We start from the raw sequence: 15054 nt of genomic DNA on the forward strand, positions 1-15054 counted from the left end.
AGAATAAGTGGCATGCCTTGGCATTCCCTGCGAGTTTGGGTTCCCGGCGTTTTACCGCAGGTACTTTTCGCCGGGACCCTGCCCGGGTTCGTCCGGCACGGCGCTGGCCTCACGAAACGCCTTCTGCAGGCTCTGCAATCCGTCGCGAATGGGAGCCGCGTGCGGACCTAGGTACTCCACCGAGGCGGCCACCAAGCCTGCGAGTGCGGTGATCAACCGGCGTGCCTCATCCAGGTCACGGTGCGGACTTTCGTCCGGATCGGGGGAGGACAGTCCCAATTTCTCGGCGCTGGAGCTCATCAACATCACAATGGCCTTGGTAATTACTTCGATGGCCGGGATGTCGGCGAGCTCGCGGACACTGTCGGCCGGGGACTCGTCGTACTGATCATTGTCAAGGTCATCGGTCACGGCTGCTAGACTGTCATGCACGACCGTTCCCGGCTCCGTCGGGGACATCAAGTGGAGTCCCGCTCCCACCGCTGGCCATAAGGTACAGCGGTCCGGTCCAGCCACCTTTGGGTGGGTGTTCTGCGCTATGCAGAATGGCGTGTTTTCGTCATGACCGGTCGGCTTCGGGCCCTGCCATGCGCAGGGCTTTCTTGCTGATGGGCCCCGCTTTTGTCCCCGTCGAACCGAGCTTCGGTCACGACAGTATGAGGACGAGCCAGGGAGGCCACATCAGCACTGAGACCCGCATCAACGAACGTATCCGCGTACCCGAAGTCCGCCTGATCGGCCCGAAAGGCGAGCAGGTCGGCATCGTGCGGATCGAAGATGCGCTTCGCGTCGCCGCAGACGCCGATCTCGACCTTGTCGAGGTAGCCCCAGACGCCAGGCCCCCGGTCTGCAAGATCATGGACTACGGCAAGTTCAAGTACGAGACGGCTCTGAAGGAGCGCGAGTCTCGCAAGAACCAGCAGCAGACCGTTGTCAAGGAACAAAAGCTTCGGCCGAAGATCGACGATCACGACTACGAAACCAAGAAGGGCCATGTGGTCCGTTTCTTGGAAGCCGGATCCAAGGTCAAGGTCACGATCATGTTCCGCGGACGCGAGCAGTCACGGCCCGAGCTGGGCTACCGGCTGTTGCAGCGGCTCGGCGCAGACGTGGCCGAGTATGGCTTCGTGGAAACTTCCGCGAAGCAGGACGGCCGCAATATGACGATGGTGCTGGCGCCGCACCGGGGCGCTAAGACCCGGGCCAAGGCGGCCCAGCAGGCGGAGGCTCCTGCGGGACCGGCCCCAGCCCAGGCGGCAGCGCCCGCCGAGCAAGCGCCCACCGAACAGACCTAGTACGGAAAACGAAGGACAGGGAACACCAAGATGCCTAAGGCCAAGACCCACAGCGGTGCGTCGAAGCGCTTCCGCACAACCGGCAGCGGAAAGATCGTGCGCCAGAAGGCGAACCGTCGCCACCTGCTGGAGCACAAGCCCACCAGCCGCACCCGCCGCCTCGACGGCCGCGTCGTGGTAGCGGAGAACGACGCCAAGCGCGTCAAGAAAATGCTGGCCGGCTAGCAGCCGACACCACGACCACCCCAACACTGCATCACTAGAAGGAACGAATTTTATGGCACGCGTGAAAAGGGCCGTCAACGCCCAGAAGAAGCGCCGGACAATCCTGAAGGCCTCCAAGGGCTACCGCGGCCAGCGGTCGCGCCTGTACCGCAAGGCCAAGGAGCAGCAGCTCCACTCGCTCACCTACGCCTACCGGGACCGTCGCGCCCGCAAGGGTGAGTTCCGCAAGCTGTGGATCGCGCGTATCAACGCCGCAGCTCGCGCCAACGACATCACCTACAACCGCTTCATCCAGGGCCTGAAGATCGCGGGCGTCGAGGTTGACCGCAAGAACCTTGCCGAGCTGGCCGTCAGCGATGCCGCTGCGTTCACCGCGCTGGTTGAGGTCGCCAAAGCTGCACTGCCTGAGGACGTCAATGCTCCGGCCGGGGAAGCCGCCTGAGCGTTCCGCCTGGCTCAATGGCACTGACTGAGCGATCACAAACCGTGATCGACGCGGTCAAACTGCACCGGCCCGCCGCCCGTCGGCGGGCCGGTCTTTTTCTCGCCGAAGGCCCCAATCTGGTCGAGGCCGCCCTGCGATCCCGGGCGGTCGAACACATCTTCGCGACCGAGGCCGCACTGGAACGATTCGCCGATCTGTTGGCCGATGCCCCCGTGCGCCTGGTGACCGAACGGGCCGCGAAAGCCTTGTCGGACACCGTCACTCCGGTCGGCCTGGTGGCCCAATGCCGTTCCATCGCGGCCACCTGGGCCCAAATAGTCGCCGACTCGCCTCGATTTGTCGTTGTTGCCGTTGATATTTCGGAACCAGGTAACGCGGGCACCCTCATTCGGGTTGCCGATGCGATGGGTGCCGATGCCGTCGTACTGGCCGGCAACAGCGTCGACCCGTTCAACGGCAAAAGCCTGCGCGCCTCGGCGGGAAGCATTTTCAACATTCCGGTGGTATCCGAGGGGGATGTCGCGGCGATCGTCGGTGACCTCTCAGCGCTGGGTGCAGCAGTACTGGCCACCACACTCGACGGTGACCGCTCACTCGACGAGGCAGACTCGATCCTTGCCGGACCCTGCGCCTGGATCTTCGGAAACGAGGCGCACGGACTCGACGATGCGACCGCTGCGCTGGCGACACATCGGATCAGCATCCCGATGCGCGGGGGAGCGGAGAGCCTGAACCTGGCCAGCGCTGCCTCGATTTGCCTGTACGCCACGGCGCGGATGCATCGCCGTCAATAGCCTCCAGTACTATCCGACGAAACCGTAACAACGAGTACTAGTAACTTCCACGGATTGAGGAACCTCATGCCCGCACCTCTGCAGATCAGGCATTTTCGCGAGTCGGACGTTCCCGACCAGACCGGCAAGACGCACGTCATCACCGGTGCGAACAACGGCCTCGGTCTAGTCGCCGCGGAGGCACTTGCGCGGGCCGGCGCCCGCGTGGTGCTCGCCTGCCGCAACCAGCAGACGGGCCGCGCGGCGCTGGACAAGGTGCGCGCACTGGGCCCGAACGCCGACCATGCGCTCGTCGAGCTGGACCTCACCAGCCTTGCCTCGGTGCGGTCCGCCGCGGACGCCATTCGTACCCAGGCGCCCACCATCGACGTGCTGCTGAACAACGCGGGGGTCATGGCGATCCCGTTGCAGCGCACCGCCGAAGGGTTTGAGATGCAGATCGGCGTGAACCACCTCGGTCACTTCGTGTTGACCGACGCGCTGCTGCCTTCACTGCTGGCCGCCAACGCACCACGAGTGATCTCGCTGGGTAGCGTCGCGCACGCACAGGGACGCAACAACCTGAAGGTCGATGACCTGAACTTCACTCAGCGTCGGTACAACCGGATGACCGCGTATCGCGCCTCGAAGCTGGCATGCATGCTGTTCGGCTCGGAACTGGCTCGCAAGTCTGCTGCCGCCGGATCCTCGCTGCTGTCAGTGAACGTGCACCCCGGGGTGGCCGCCACCAACCTGTTCGACTCCATGATCCCGAAGATCCCCGGGCTGCATAAGGCCTTCTACTTCGGCATGGGCCTGGTGCTCCAGGACGAGCGTCAGGGCGCCGAGGCCGAGCTGTACGCGGCATCGATGCCCGATGTTCAAGCCGACGACTACCTCGGCCCCACGCAGCTGACCGGGGCCCGCGGACCGGTGGCACGTGCGCCCCGAAACAACGAAGCGCGTGACCCCAAGCTGGCGGCACAGCTGTGGGAGAAGTCGGTGGAACTCACCGGAGCGGATTACTCGCGCCTCACCGGCTAGGCATCCTGAGATCACCCTGAGTCCAACACTCGTGTCGCGCACCGTAGTTCGGCATCATCGGTGCTCGACGCGGGTGTGGCTGAGAGGCTAGGCACCGGCCTGCAAAGCCGTTCACACGGGTTCGAGTCCCGTCACTCGCTCTATTTCGTCGTCGTCGGTTCGAAGCCGTGGGTTATCGGCGGGGCCCAGGAGTCACTTGGCCCCGCCCAACTCCGGGTTATTCGCCACCCCGGCCTCGGTTTTCGCCATCGCGTCAGCGGCTGCGGCAAGAGCTGACCCGAGTTTCGTCGCGGCCGCCACAAAAGCATCCGCCTTCATCTGCCAAGCCTTTTGTTCTTCACGGAATGCGTCGCCTGTCTCGCCGGTCCAATTCGCCGCAAGTTTGGCTATTTCGGCCTTCTGCTCGTCGAGCAACTGCTCCAGTTTGACTATCGAGGCTTGCCAGTCAGCAACCAGCGCGCTTATTTGTGCGAAGTCGTACACCAGCTCTGTCATGAGAGGTCCCTAACCATTCCGCGTTTGAGTAATTGCGGTGGCCCTCAGGCTTTCGCCGGAAGCGAAGGTCTTCGCAAAATCGCTGACCTTCTCTGCGATGCGTTGTTCCTCGGCACCTAACTCGGATAGCGCCGTCACGAATTCGCCCATGGCAGCTCGCGCCGCGTCACCAGCCTTGCCTTGCAGTAACCGCGGAAGCTCTCCGGCGAGCTGAGTCAGATGACCAGCAGTTGCATTGAACTCTGTCACTGTGCCGTTCAGGTGCTCGGCCAGTTTCTTGAGCTCTTCAGGATTTACGTTTAATCCAGGATTCATCCCCGCCCCCTTGTTCTTGGCCTGAAGCTATCAGCGATCGATTGGGCGTACAAGAAAACGGGATCACCCCTGTGGGGTGATCCCGTTTTCTTAAATCAGTCCTAGCCGCCGGCCGGCGCCTCGGCAGGCTTCGGTGGCTGACCGTCCGGCGATTCCAGCACTGGAGGTGTGGGCGCGCCGGGCATCACCGTCGGAGCGGTCGCCTCGATCGCGGCGATGCTCTGCGGCGCCTGACCGTGCGCATCCTCCAGTGCGGGATTCTCGTTGCCCGCACCGAACTGCACGCCAGTGGTGCTGGCTGGCGCAGCCGGAGTGGGGCCGCCCTGGATGCCATATCGGGTACTCGACGAAGTCAGCACGTTGGCCAGATGGGCACTGTTACCCAACTTGCTGCCCGGCAGACCGGCGGCACCTGCCGCCGGGTCGGCGTTGGCCGCGATCTTGACCCCGCGGGCGTCGACCGTGGCCGGCGCCACCGCCGGGAAGTTGTTGTAGATGTACGTGTAGCTACCCGGAGTGGCTGGCAGTGGCGCAGGCACGCCGGGCACAAACGGAATACCCGGCGGGTCGGCGGCTGCCGTGGGAGCGGCGAATCCTGCCAAAGCGAGAGCTCCGGCCACACCGGCCGCAGTGGCGGCGATCTTTCTCTTCGGCATAGGGATCTCCTCCTTAAATCTTCATCGGGTCGCCGTAGATGGCGAACTCAGTATGCGCTGAAGCGGTCGAGATTCGCAGGTAGACATACGAGCGGATGGTGACATCGCCACCGCAAGCATCCGCCTTGATGTGCAGATTGTCCACGTCCAACATGGCCTTTCCGCTATCACTGAGCGCCATATTGGCCAACGGCAGGTCCGTGATCACACCGGGCTGCAGGATGGTCTGCACGAAACCGGCGAGACCACCGGAACCTCCGACGCTCGCTCCACCGCTGTAACCCACCGACCCCGCAAGACCACCGGTACCACCGATCTGCAGACCGCTGGAGACGTCCGTCTGGCAGCCCAGCTGGTAGCCCGCGATGAAAAGACTGTCGGTGATCGGAGCCGCTCCGCCGGTGGCGATCGCTGTCGCGTCGAAGGTCACGAACGCCTCGCGTGAGTTGGAGGCCTCGGCCAGGTTGGGCACCGAGTTGATGGTCTCGTGGTCGATCCGGATCACCAGAGTCCAGCCGTCTCGAGTTACCTTCGTATATGTCTGAGGTGCCATCGTGACGGGATCGGCGTTCGCCGGTGCCGTTGCCAGAGTGCAGATCGCAGTGACCAGCGCCATGACGGCGCCGACGCGCTTACGTACTGCCATGTGGATGCCTCGTTTCCCCTTGCGGATGTGAAGAGTGGTGGACCTAAACCTGAAGTTTTGGGAGCTATGCAGCGTCGTCGATTACGTGTCGGTGTGATGAGTCCGTTATGTGAGCTGACGGAAAGATACGCCGACGCAATCGTCGCCGCAGATCAGTTTTCACAGGTTTTTCACAGAATTTGGCGACTGGGACCCGGAAGCTCACTTTCGGGTTTCGTTCAGTGTGAGTTGATGCCGCGTTGCTAGACGTAGCTAATTAACAAAGGTCAGGCTGTCCAAATATGTTCTTATGCTGGGCGGATCGCCTGATGAACGGAGTGTGTCGAACCGCCCACCGCGGAGTAAACCCATAGCCCGAATGACTGATTTCGTCTGTCAGACGACAGAAATGCTCCTTTCAAAAATGTGGCCTACGCCATAGTAAAGGCCTGTAAAAGCTGCGTAAACAGGTGTTACGGGACGTCGCGACCGCCTTGATTCGCCCATATCGGGCCAATCAGCGAGACGACGGAGTTGAATAACTCGACCATCCGGGGGAGCGAGATTGTCGGAACCGACGGCGGTAGGTAAAGCGTCGGAAGCCCGCGTCCGGCTGGGCGTGGCGGTGGTCTTTGGGGCTGAGCGGTCGTGCAAAAGCTGACGGCCGTCCGCACACCAGCTGCACCGCCTTCCCGAACAACCGAAGGACACTGCGCACCCGGGCTCCAGCGCATCCCCGCCTTCTCGCGTACAGGCGGAGCGAAAACGCGGCGGCGATCCAGTTCTGGTACGCCCTGCGGGCGCCCACATCGGGCGCCAAAGAAGGTGGGGGGATTAAAGGGATTAAGTCGTATCGCAGCCTCGGAATCTGGATGTGGAAGATATCGAGCGTCGCGCGGTTGATCTCCCACTCGTCGTCGCAGACGCGGTCCGCGGATTCGCGAAGTACTTCCACGTCAGCGAATCCGGGCCGACGGTGTCGGATGTCATCGTCGACCCTTATGTGTGGCGCCTATCACGCACGTTGCGGGTGATCACCAGCGCTCTCAACGGACACGTCGCTGGTGATGACAACCGTTTGCCAAACGTGTCCGAAGCTCCACGCTGCCGCTACCAGCGGCAATGGGCGATGAGCAGGAGATAACGCGCCGCGCGCGTACCTGGCGACACTGGCAACGACAAGATTGCCGCCACACACACCAGCACATAGGCTGACCCCGTGGATGTCGAGCCGTCAGGCCTCGATGCCGAACCGGACGGTGAGTACGACACTGGGATCCGTAAGCGCAGGCGAGGCCGCACCCGTGGAGCTGCGCGGCATGACCCCGCCCTGGAGCCAGACGCCGCCGCGAAGACCGAGGACGACATCGAGCCAATAGAGCCTGCCGCCCGCCACATCGGACGCGCGTCACGTACCGCCGGTAGCTGGTTTCGCAAGATGGATCGCGACCCTGCCGTCGTGGCCGCAGTGCGCCGTGCGCGACGGTCCCTACCGGGCGACCCCTACTTCGGTGACCCGTTGTCCACCAGTGGTTTTGGTGGAGCGAGCGCAGTGGCGCGCGCCGCTGACCGGTTGGTCACCGACAGAGATACCGCGGTCCGTGAATTCGGCTTCGGCGCATTGCAGATTTGGCAGGCCTTCACCGAGAAGGTCAGCAAGCAGCCGGCCAATCGTGAAGTCACCCTGGTCTTCACCGACCTTGTCGGCTTCTCCGGATGGGCACTTGAGGCCGGTGATGAGGCAACCCTGAAGCTGCTGCGCCGGGTGGCGTCCGTCTCCGAGCCACCGATGCTCAGTGCTGGGGGACAAGTCGTCAAGCGCATGGGCGATGGCATCATGGCGGTCTTCGATGACCCGGTAACCGCACTGCGCGCCGTCATTCCAGCCCGCGAGGCGTTGAAAAACGTTGAGATCCAGGGATACACGCCGGTGTTGCGGATTGGTATCCACACCGGCATGCCGCAACGGATCGGGTCGGATTGGCTCGGTGTCGATGTGAACATCGCGGCCCGCGTCATGGAGAGTGCCACGAAGGGGGGACTGGCTATCTCACAACCCGCGCTGGCGAAGGTGCCGCTGGTCTTTCTCGACCATATGGGTCTGACGCCCACCCCGGTGCGACGGCCCCTATTCTCCAGCCGGCCTGCCGGGGTTCCGGAGAATATGAAGATGTACCTGCTCGAAACTCGCAGAGAACTGCCAGCCTCGGGAGATGACGGTCGCATCTAGACGGTGCGATCATGGGTCATGCGGAGAGTGTGGGCCGCGCTAGTCCGGCTGCGCGTGACGATCGGTTATGCGGCGGCTCTGGTCGTGGTCGCCACCGTATTGGTGGCGGAGGGCCCGCGGATGCAAGACAGGGTCATCGCCCATACGAGCACCAACCTGCACAATCTCCACCAGGGACACCTGGGCACTCTCATTGGCAGCGCGTTCGTGACGGACGCCGGTCCGATCTACTTGTGGCTCCCTGGCCTCGTGAGCATCCTTGCGCTTGCGGAACTGCAATGGCGCAGCGGACGATTGGCGCTGACATTTGTCTTGGGACACATCGGGGCGACGCTCATCGTCAGTACAGGGCTCGCATTGGCCATCTGGCTCCATTGGGCCCCCGTATCCATTGCCCGCGCCAGCGATGTCGGCATGAGCTATGGCACCGCGGCCGTCCTCGGGGCGCTTACCTACTCGATCTCGCCGCGGTGGCGCGTGTCCTGGATATGGGGATGGGTCACCATTGGAGTTGTCTCCATCGTGTGCAACCAAACCTTCACCGAGGTTGGCCACCTGACGGCGTTATTCCTGGGCATGGTGGGCGGCCACCTGGCACCCCGTCATACGCCGCGTTGGTCGCCCCTTCGGCTGTCACTCCTGGCTTTTGGCGGTCTTTTTGCCCTGATGTTGTTCTCCGAAGATGGCCAGACTCTTATCGTCGCGCTGCCCGCCGGCGCCGCGGCAGTCCTGATCACTCATTGGGTCAGCGAACGCCGGCGGCCTCATGGTCAAGTAGCCATTGCTTGATCGGGAGGCCGTAGCGAAAGCCGCCCAGCGCACCTCCGATCCGAAAGACCCGGTGACACGGAACGAACAGCGCCGCCGCATTGCGCGCGCAGGCACTGGCGGCCGCGCGGATGGCGGCGGGCCGTCCCGCGCGGATGGCGAACTCGCTGTAGGTGATGGGAGCTTGCGGAGCCACCGTCCTCAGCACATCCCAGGCGTGCAGGATGAACTCTCCGGAGTGTTGGGCGACCGGTATCGAATCGATGCTGGTCAGATCGCCCGCGTGATAGTCAGTGACCGCCTCGGTGACTTTCCCGAGATCACGCTTGCGTGTCAGTGTCAACGGCCGCAATGACGGGTGAATCAACGCCCGTAGCAGTTCGGGCGAGTCGGTCCATCCCGACGCGAGAACGGCGCCGTCGGCGTCGACGATGGCGGTGAATGGCCCCACCGGGGTGGTGAGAGTCGCATGATCGGTCACGAGATTTCCTTCGATTTTCGAGTGTGCTGCCGGGGTTGTGCGGCGATTCCCTTGCGCCACAGGTGCATGGAGACATAGGACCGCCACGGTGAGCTGGCCCGGGCGGCCGCGAGGTCGATACCTTCGGCGGCCGCGCCACGCCGCAACACCAGGTCATGCTCAAGAAGGACGTCGGGATCCGCCAGTTGGCGCATCACCACGTAGTCTGCGGTCCAGGGTCCAATTCCCTTGATGTCCAGTAGCTGTCGACGTAGATCGGTGGCGGTCATACCGTGATGCAGCTCCAGCTTTCCGGTCGCAAGTCTGTCGGCGGCCCCGACGATTGCCGCGATCCGCGCTGCGGGGCCGGCCACCACTTCTCCGCCTGACGCGGCAACAGATTCGGCGGTCGGAAACAGGTGGGTCACCCGCCCCGTCGCATCGGTTATTTCCTCGCCGAGGGCGGCCACAAGGGATGCCGTCGCGGTATTGGCCGCAGCAACCGAGATCTGTTGACCGATCATGGTGCGCAACAAAAGTTCTGCCCCGTCGATGGTGCCGGGAACCCTGATCCCAGGGGCCTCGGCCACGAGAGGGGCCAGCGCGGGGTGAGAGAGCAAGGCGTCGTCGACAGCCGCAGGGTCGGCGTCCAGATCAAGGAGATGACGCAGACGTGCGACGGCGGGGGCCAAGTCGCGCATGTCTGTGAGCTGCAGGTCGGCCCGCACTTGGTCGGCGGCGACCGTCAAGGTCACGATGACTGGCCCGTGCGGCATCCGCAATGCCCGGGTATAGCGCCCGTCGGAAAAGTCCTCCACACCACGCGCACAGTGATGCTCAAGGAGCCAGGTTGACCATGCAACGTTATGAGGTTGTCGCAGAGGGAGTTTCAGGCTGACGGCGCCAGGGATTGGCGCCGTCGCAATGCTGCCTCTGCGGGGGAGTTCGGTACGCAACTTCGATGGAGTCGTCGCAAAGACCGCGGCGACTGTGTCGTTGAATTGCCGGATGCTGGAAAACCCTGCCGCAAAGGCGATATCGGACATGGGAAGGTCAGTACGCTGGATGAGCAGACGTGCAGTGGTGGCTCGATTGGCCCGTGCCAGGGCAAGTGGGCTCGCGCCGAGCTCGGCTAGCAGCACCCTATTGAGCTGGCGACTGGAATACCCGAGGGCGCGTGACAATCCGTCCACGCCCTCGCGCTCGACGACACCGTCGCCGATGAGGCGCATCGCGCGGACGGCCAAATCGGACTTGATATTCCACAGCGGAGAGCCGGGTGCCGCGTCGGGCAGACACCGCCGGCACGCCCGATATCCCGCGGCCTGCGCGGATGCCGCGGTGGGGTGGAAGGAAACGTTCTGAGGTTTCGGCGTGAGGGCCGGGCAGGACGGCCGGCAGTAGATCCCGGTGGTGCGCACCGCAGTGAAAAACTGTCCGTCGAATCGTGTGTCGCGGGACTGGACCGCTCGGTAGCAGGCCTCCACGTCAAGTTCCATGTGTTGAGCATGCCCCTGCCGTTGCGGCAGTGCTAGCGGAAATCGGACACTATCGTCCGGCTTCGATGGCCTCCCAGATTCGGGCGTACCGGCCCCAGGCCAGCAGTGTGATGGCCATCGAGATCACGGTTCCCGCCACCGCCCCGACCCACGAACGCCGCCACGAGGCGGTAAGTGCCGCGCTGCCGAGCAGGCTCAACGCGGTGATCGCGGGATCCGACGTGGGTCTGGTCATCCAAATCTCCTCACCGCGAATGGCCCGGGTCGCGAACGAGCTGTCGTCACTGGGCGGCGGCGTCATGATGGGATTGATCGCCAGCCAGACACCGAGGGGGATTGCCGAACGCCATCGTCTGGTCCAGACCGGGACGAGCAATAGCGGTATCGTCGCCCAACGTGACCATGCGCTCACCGGGTGGCAGTGCCTTTCGAAGATCCAGCGGCGTGCTGCGGCGCCCTTCACATGTTCGAGACTAGGCGCGTGCTGCGGCGCTGGTCCGACACGACGGGAAGTGGTTAGCCCGCTTTACCCTATGATCGGCTTCCGTGGCCGATCACACCCAGAATCCTTCGGTGGAGTCTTCAACGGAACCTTTGACCGCTGCCGTTGACGCTGCTCGTGCTGCATTCGACGCGGCCGCCAGCCTGGACGACCTGGCGCAGGCGAAGATCGACCATCTGGGGGAGAAGTCCCCACTGGCGCAGGCTCGACAGGCCCTGGGCTCACTGCCCAAGGATCAACGAGCCGAGGCCGGAAAAGTCGTCAACACCGTTCGCACGCAGGCGCAACAGGCATATGACGACCGGCTGGAAGCCTTGCGTGCCGAACGCGATGCGGCGGTACTCGTCGCGGAACGCGTCGACGTAACGCTGCCCTCGACCCGGCAGCCCCTCGGTGGGCGTCACCCCATCACGATTCTGTCCGAACACATCGCCGACACCTTCATCGCCATGGGGTGGGAGGTGGCTGACGGCCCCGAGGTCGAAACCGAGCATTTCAACTTCGATGCTCTGAACTTTCTGCCGGACCACCCGGCACGCAGCACACAGGACACCTTCTATATCGCTCCTGAAGACTCTCGGCAGGTGCTGCGCACGCACACGTCGCCGGTTCAGGTCCGGACCCTGCTGGCACGCGAACTGCCCGTCTACGTGATCTCCCTGGGGCGCGCCTTCCGCACCGACGAGATCGATGCGACCCACCTGCCGGCCTTCCATCAGGTCGAAGGCCTCGCCGTGGACCGCGGGCTGACCCTGGCCAATCTCAAGGGCACGCTCGACGCCTTTGCCCGGGCGATGTTCGGGGCTCAGGCACACACCCGGATGCGTCCACACTTCTTCCCCTTCACCGAGCCGTCTGCCGAGGTCGATGTCTGGTTCGAGAACAAGAAGGGCGGCGCGGGTTGGGTCGAATGGGGTGGTTGCGGCATGGTGAATCCAAATGTTCTGCGGGCCAGCGGCATTGACCCTGACGAGCACAGCGGTTTCGCGTTCGGCATGGGATTGGAGCGCACTCTGCAGTTCCGTAATGGGCTTCCGGATATGCGCGACATGATCGAGGGCGATGTGCGCTTCAGCCTTCCATTCGGAGTGAGTGTCTGATGCGTGTTCCCTACAGCTGGCTGATCGAGGTTCTGCGCGTCGGCGCACCGGAGTTCTCTGCCACCCCCGCCGATATCGAAGAAACCCTGATCCGCATCGGCCACGAGGTCGAAGAGGTGATGGTTCCGGGCCCGGTGAGCGGACCGCTCGTGGTGGGCCGGGTCGCTCAGATCACCGAACTCACCGAGTTCAAGAAGCCGATCCGCTTCTGCCTGGTCGATATCGGCGAGGCAGAGGCTCGTGAAATCGTCTGTGGCGCATCCAATTTTGCCGTCGGTGATCTGGTGGTGGTAGCGCTGCCGGGTGTCACCCTGCCCGGCGACTTCACCATCGCGAAGCGAAAGACATACGGGCACAACTCCGACGGGATGATCTGCTCGACCGCAGAATTGGGCCTCGGCGCTGAATCGTCGGGCATCTTGGTGCTGCCGCCGGGTACCGCGGCACCCGGCGGCGATGCCGCCGATGTTGTCGGGCTGGACGACGCGGTCTTCGATCTGTCCATCACCCCGGATCGCGGGTACTGCCTGTCCGTCCGTGGGCTGGCTCGCGATCTGGCCTGCGCCTACGACCTGAACTTCGTCGATCCCGCTGCGGTGCAGCCTCTCCCAGTAGACGGGCCGTCACTGCCCGTGCATATCGACACCGGCACCGGAGTCAAGCGCTTCGGGCTGCGTCCGGTGATCGGCATTGATCCGGCCGCTGTCTCGCCATGGTGGCTGCAGCGGCGCTTGATGCTGTGCGGAATCCGTGCGATCTCGCCGGCGGTGGACGCCACCAACTACGTGATGCTGGAGATCGGGCATCCCATGCACGCGCATGACAAAGCGCGTATCAGTGGCGATTTCCGGGTACGGTTCGCAACGCCGGGCGAGACAGTGGTCACGCTGGACGACCTGGAGCGCAAGCTGGAGCCCGGCGATGTCCTGATCGCCGACGATGCGGCCGTCACCGCCATCGGTGGTGTGATGGGCGCTGGCAGCACCGAGATGCGCGACGACTCCACCGATGTGCTGCTGGAAGCCGCGGTATGGGACCCGGCCGCGGTGTTGCGCACGCAACGCCGACTACACCTGCACAGCGAGGCGGGGCGTCGCTATGAGCGCTCCGTAGACCCCGCGATATCCGTTGCCGCACTTGATCGTTGCGCTTCCCTCTTGCGTGACATCGCTGGCGGGACCACACCCGCCGAGCTCACCGACTGGACCGCAGACAGCGAAATTCGGCCAGAGATCATCATGGCGGCCGATCTGCCGGCACGGATCGCCGGAATCGACTACGCCGACGGCGTGGTGGAACGCCGGCTCCGTCAGATCGGTGCCGAGGTTGTCGTCGAGGGTGACAAACTCCGCGTGGCGCCGCCGAGCTGGCGCCCGGACATCACCGAGGGCGCCGACCTGGTCGAAGAAGTGCTCCGACTCGAAGGTTTGGGTGACATCCCCTCGGTACTGCCCGCGGCGCCGCAGGGCGGCGGTCTCACCCCCAGGCAACGCCGTCGGCGCGCGGTGGGGAAGTCATTGGCGCTTAGCGGTTACACCGAGATCCTGCCAATGCCATTCCTGCCGGCCGGTGTATTCGACACGTGGGGCCTTGATGTCGACGATCCACGTCGCCGGACCACAAAGGTGCTCAACCCGCTGGAGTCTGATCGCCCAGAGTTGGCCAGTACCCTGCTTCCCGGCGTGCTGGAAGCGTTGTCCCGCAATATCTCCCGCGGAACCACCGACGTCGCCCTCTTCACCATCGGCCAGGTGGTCCGGCCAACGGAGGCCACCCGGGCGATCCCACTACTCGATGTGAGCGATCGGCCCTCCGAAGCCCAACTCAATGCGCTGCTCGAATCGCTACCGGCACAGCCGGTCCATGTCGCGCTCGTGTTGACCGGGGCTCGCGAGCCGAGTGGCCCCTGGGGACGTGGGCGCGCCGCCGATGTCACCGATGCCTTGGAGGCTGCCCGGATCATCGGACGTGCCGCATACGTCGATCTGACACTGCGCGCCGGCGAGGAATTGCCTTGGCATCCGGGGCGTTGCGCGCAGATTGTGGTCGACGATCAGGTCATCGGCCATGCCGGTGAGCTGCATCCCGCCGTCATCGAACGCCTCGGGTTACCCAAGCGCACCTGTGCGTTGGAGCTGAACCTCGATGCGCTTCCTGCCACCAATCCACTGCCGGCGCCAAGGATTTCGCCCTTCCCGGCGGTTCATCAGGATGTCTCACTGGTGGTCACCGACACGGTCCCGGCCGATGCCGTCACCAACGCCCTGCGTGACGGGGCGGGGGAGTTGATCGAGGATGTCCGGCTTGTGGAGGTCTATACCGGACCTCAAGTTGGCGAGGGTAATAAGTCGTTGAACTTCCGGTTGCGCTTCCGGGCAGCGGATCGAACCCTCACCGAAGACGAAGCCACCGCCGCCCGGATGGCAGCGGTGGCTTCTGCGGCCGAGCGCGTCGGGGCTACCCAACGCGCCTAGCAGGTCTTACTGTCCTCGACGCTGGTCAGCCTGCTCGCGGTGCTGCTCCTGACGCTGACGATCGGCACGATCCGACATGGAAGGCTCCCTTCTCGTACTCGTTCTCGCTCGTTATCAACTGCCGGCGCTATTCGCCAGCTACCTCACC

At 64.0% G+C, this 15054-nt stretch carries 18 protein-coding genes, 1 tRNA gene and 1 pseudogene; 11 read left to right on the top strand and 9 right to left on the bottom strand.

What is annotated here, in order from left to right:
- Positions 1 to 51: 51 nt before the first annotated feature.
- Positions 52 to 411 (bottom strand): DUF1844 domain-containing protein, encoded by a 360-nt coding sequence (locus tag BKG76_RS21665; protein ID WP_070939749.1) that lies wholly within the window; start codon positions 409 to 411, stop codon positions 52 to 54.
- 245 nt (positions 412 to 656) lie between these two features.
- On the opposite strand from BKG76_RS21665, the gene infC reads away from it, so the two are divergent.
- The 6 genes from infC to BKG76_RS21695 all read left to right on the top strand — a co-directional run bounded on the left by infC (position 657) and on the right by BKG76_RS21695 (position 3922).
- Positions 657 to 1295 (top strand): translation initiation factor IF-3, encoded by a 639-nt coding sequence (infC, locus tag BKG76_RS21670; protein WP_070940051.1) that lies wholly within the window; start codon positions 657 to 659, stop codon positions 1293 to 1295.
- A gap of 30 nt (positions 1296 to 1325) precedes the next feature.
- Positions 1326 to 1520 (top strand): 50S ribosomal protein L35, encoded by a 195-nt coding sequence (gene rpmI, locus BKG76_RS21675; protein WP_070939750.1) that lies wholly within the window; start codon positions 1326 to 1328, stop codon positions 1518 to 1520.
- Positions 1521 to 1572: 52 nt separating this feature from the next.
- On the top strand, positions 1573 to 1962 hold the full coding sequence (gene rplT / locus BKG76_RS21680; RefSeq protein ID WP_005058700.1) for a 50S ribosomal protein L20: 390 nt from the start codon (positions 1573 to 1575) through the stop codon (positions 1960 to 1962).
- Positions 1963 to 2006: 44 nt separating this feature from the next.
- Positions 2007 to 2759: a TrmH family RNA methyltransferase gene (locus tag BKG76_RS21685; protein WP_070940052.1), complete on the top strand. Its 753-nt coding sequence runs from the start codon at positions 2007 to 2009 to the stop codon at positions 2757 to 2759.
- Between the two features lie 66 nt (positions 2760 to 2825).
- On the top strand, positions 2826 to 3782 hold the full coding sequence (locus BKG76_RS21690) for an oxidoreductase (RefSeq protein WP_070939751.1): 957 nt from the start codon (positions 2826 to 2828) through the stop codon (positions 3780 to 3782).
- A 69-nt stretch (positions 3783 to 3851) separates the two neighbouring features.
- A tRNA-Cys gene (locus tag BKG76_RS21695) sits at positions 3852 to 3922 on the top strand.
- Between the two features lie 52 nt (positions 3923 to 3974).
- On the opposite strand, the gene BKG76_RS21700 is transcribed toward BKG76_RS21695, so the two are convergent.
- From BKG76_RS21700 to BKG76_RS21715, 4 genes are all read right to left on the bottom strand, one after another.
- Entirely contained in the window at positions 3975 to 4277 is a 303-nt protein-coding gene (locus BKG76_RS21700) for a WXG100 family type VII secretion target (protein WP_070939752.1), read from the bottom strand.
- Positions 4278 to 4286: 9 nt separating this feature from the next.
- Positions 4287 to 4592: a WXG100-like domain-containing protein gene (locus tag BKG76_RS21705; RefSeq protein WP_070939753.1), complete on the bottom strand. Its 306-nt coding sequence runs from the start codon at positions 4590 to 4592 to the stop codon at positions 4287 to 4289.
- A gap of 101 nt (positions 4593 to 4693) precedes the next feature.
- Positions 4694 to 5248: a hypothetical protein gene (locus tag BKG76_RS21710; RefSeq protein WP_070939754.1), complete on the bottom strand. Its 555-nt coding sequence runs from the start codon at positions 5246 to 5248 to the stop codon at positions 4694 to 4696.
- Between the two features lie 13 nt (positions 5249 to 5261).
- Positions 5262 to 5864 (bottom strand): MspA family porin, encoded by a 603-nt coding sequence (locus tag BKG76_RS21715; protein ID WP_083338200.1) that lies wholly within the window; start codon positions 5862 to 5864, stop codon positions 5262 to 5264.
- 883 nt (positions 5865 to 6747) lie between these two features.
- On the opposite strand from BKG76_RS21715, the gene BKG76_RS21720 reads away from it, so the two are divergent.
- The 3 genes from BKG76_RS21720 (at position 6748) to BKG76_RS21730 (ending at position 8892) form a co-directional block, all read left to right on the top strand.
- Entirely contained in the window at positions 6748 to 7017 is a 270-nt protein-coding gene (locus BKG76_RS21720) for a hypothetical protein (protein WP_070939756.1), read from the top strand.
- A 75-nt stretch (positions 7018 to 7092) separates the two neighbouring features.
- Positions 7093 to 8103 (top strand): adenylate/guanylate cyclase domain-containing protein, encoded by a 1011-nt coding sequence (locus tag BKG76_RS21725; RefSeq protein WP_070939757.1) that lies wholly within the window; start codon positions 7093 to 7095, stop codon positions 8101 to 8103.
- Positions 8104 to 8157: 54 nt separating this feature from the next.
- A complete protein-coding gene (locus BKG76_RS21730; protein ID WP_070940053.1) occupies positions 8158 to 8892 on the top strand; it encodes a rhomboid-like protein in 735 nt (244 codons plus the stop codon).
- Here BKG76_RS21730 and BKG76_RS21735 read toward each other — a convergent pair.
- The 4 genes and pseudogenes from BKG76_RS21735 to BKG76_RS25565 form a co-directional block, all read right to left on the bottom strand.
- Complete coding sequence (locus BKG76_RS21735) at positions 8849 to 9352, bottom strand: methylated-DNA--[protein]-cysteine S-methyltransferase (protein WP_070939758.1); 504 nt, start codon at positions 9350 to 9352, stop codon at positions 8849 to 8851. The genes BKG76_RS21730 and BKG76_RS21735 overlap by 44 nt on opposite strands.
- Positions 9349 to 10830 carry an Ada metal-binding domain-containing protein gene (locus BKG76_RS21740; RefSeq protein ID WP_070939759.1) on the bottom strand — a complete coding sequence of 494 codons (1482 nt, stop codon included), beginning with the start codon at positions 10828 to 10830 and terminating at the stop codon, positions 9349 to 9351. The genes BKG76_RS21735 and BKG76_RS21740 overlap by 4 nt, the downstream gene beginning before the upstream one ends.
- Before the next feature lie 49 nt (positions 10831 to 10879).
- Positions 10880 to 11065: a hypothetical protein gene (locus tag BKG76_RS25220; protein ID WP_207543799.1), complete on the bottom strand. Its 186-nt coding sequence runs from the start codon at positions 11063 to 11065 to the stop codon at positions 10880 to 10882.
- A 3-nt stretch (positions 11066 to 11068) separates the two neighbouring features.
- Positions 11069 to 11293: pseudogene (locus BKG76_RS25565) on the bottom strand (DUF6653 family protein); the annotation flags it as partial.
- Between the two features lie 83 nt (positions 11294 to 11376).
- Between BKG76_RS25565 and pheS the strand changes: the two are divergent.
- Positions 11377 to 12432 (top strand): phenylalanine--tRNA ligase subunit alpha, encoded by a 1056-nt coding sequence (pheS, locus tag BKG76_RS21750; RefSeq protein ID WP_109420945.1) that lies wholly within the window; start codon positions 11377 to 11379, stop codon positions 12430 to 12432.
- A complete protein-coding gene (gene pheT, locus BKG76_RS21755) occupies positions 12432 to 14906 on the top strand; it encodes a phenylalanine--tRNA ligase subunit beta (protein ID WP_070939761.1) in 2475 nt (824 codons plus the stop codon). Before pheS ends, pheT begins: the two co-directional genes overlap by 1 nt.
- Positions 14907 to 15054: the final 148 nt, after the last annotated feature.

The organism is Mycobacteroides franklinii (assembly GCF_001853795.1).
Taxonomy (GTDB): Bacteria; Actinomycetota; Actinomycetes; order Mycobacteriales; family Mycobacteriaceae; genus Mycobacterium; species Mycobacterium franklinii.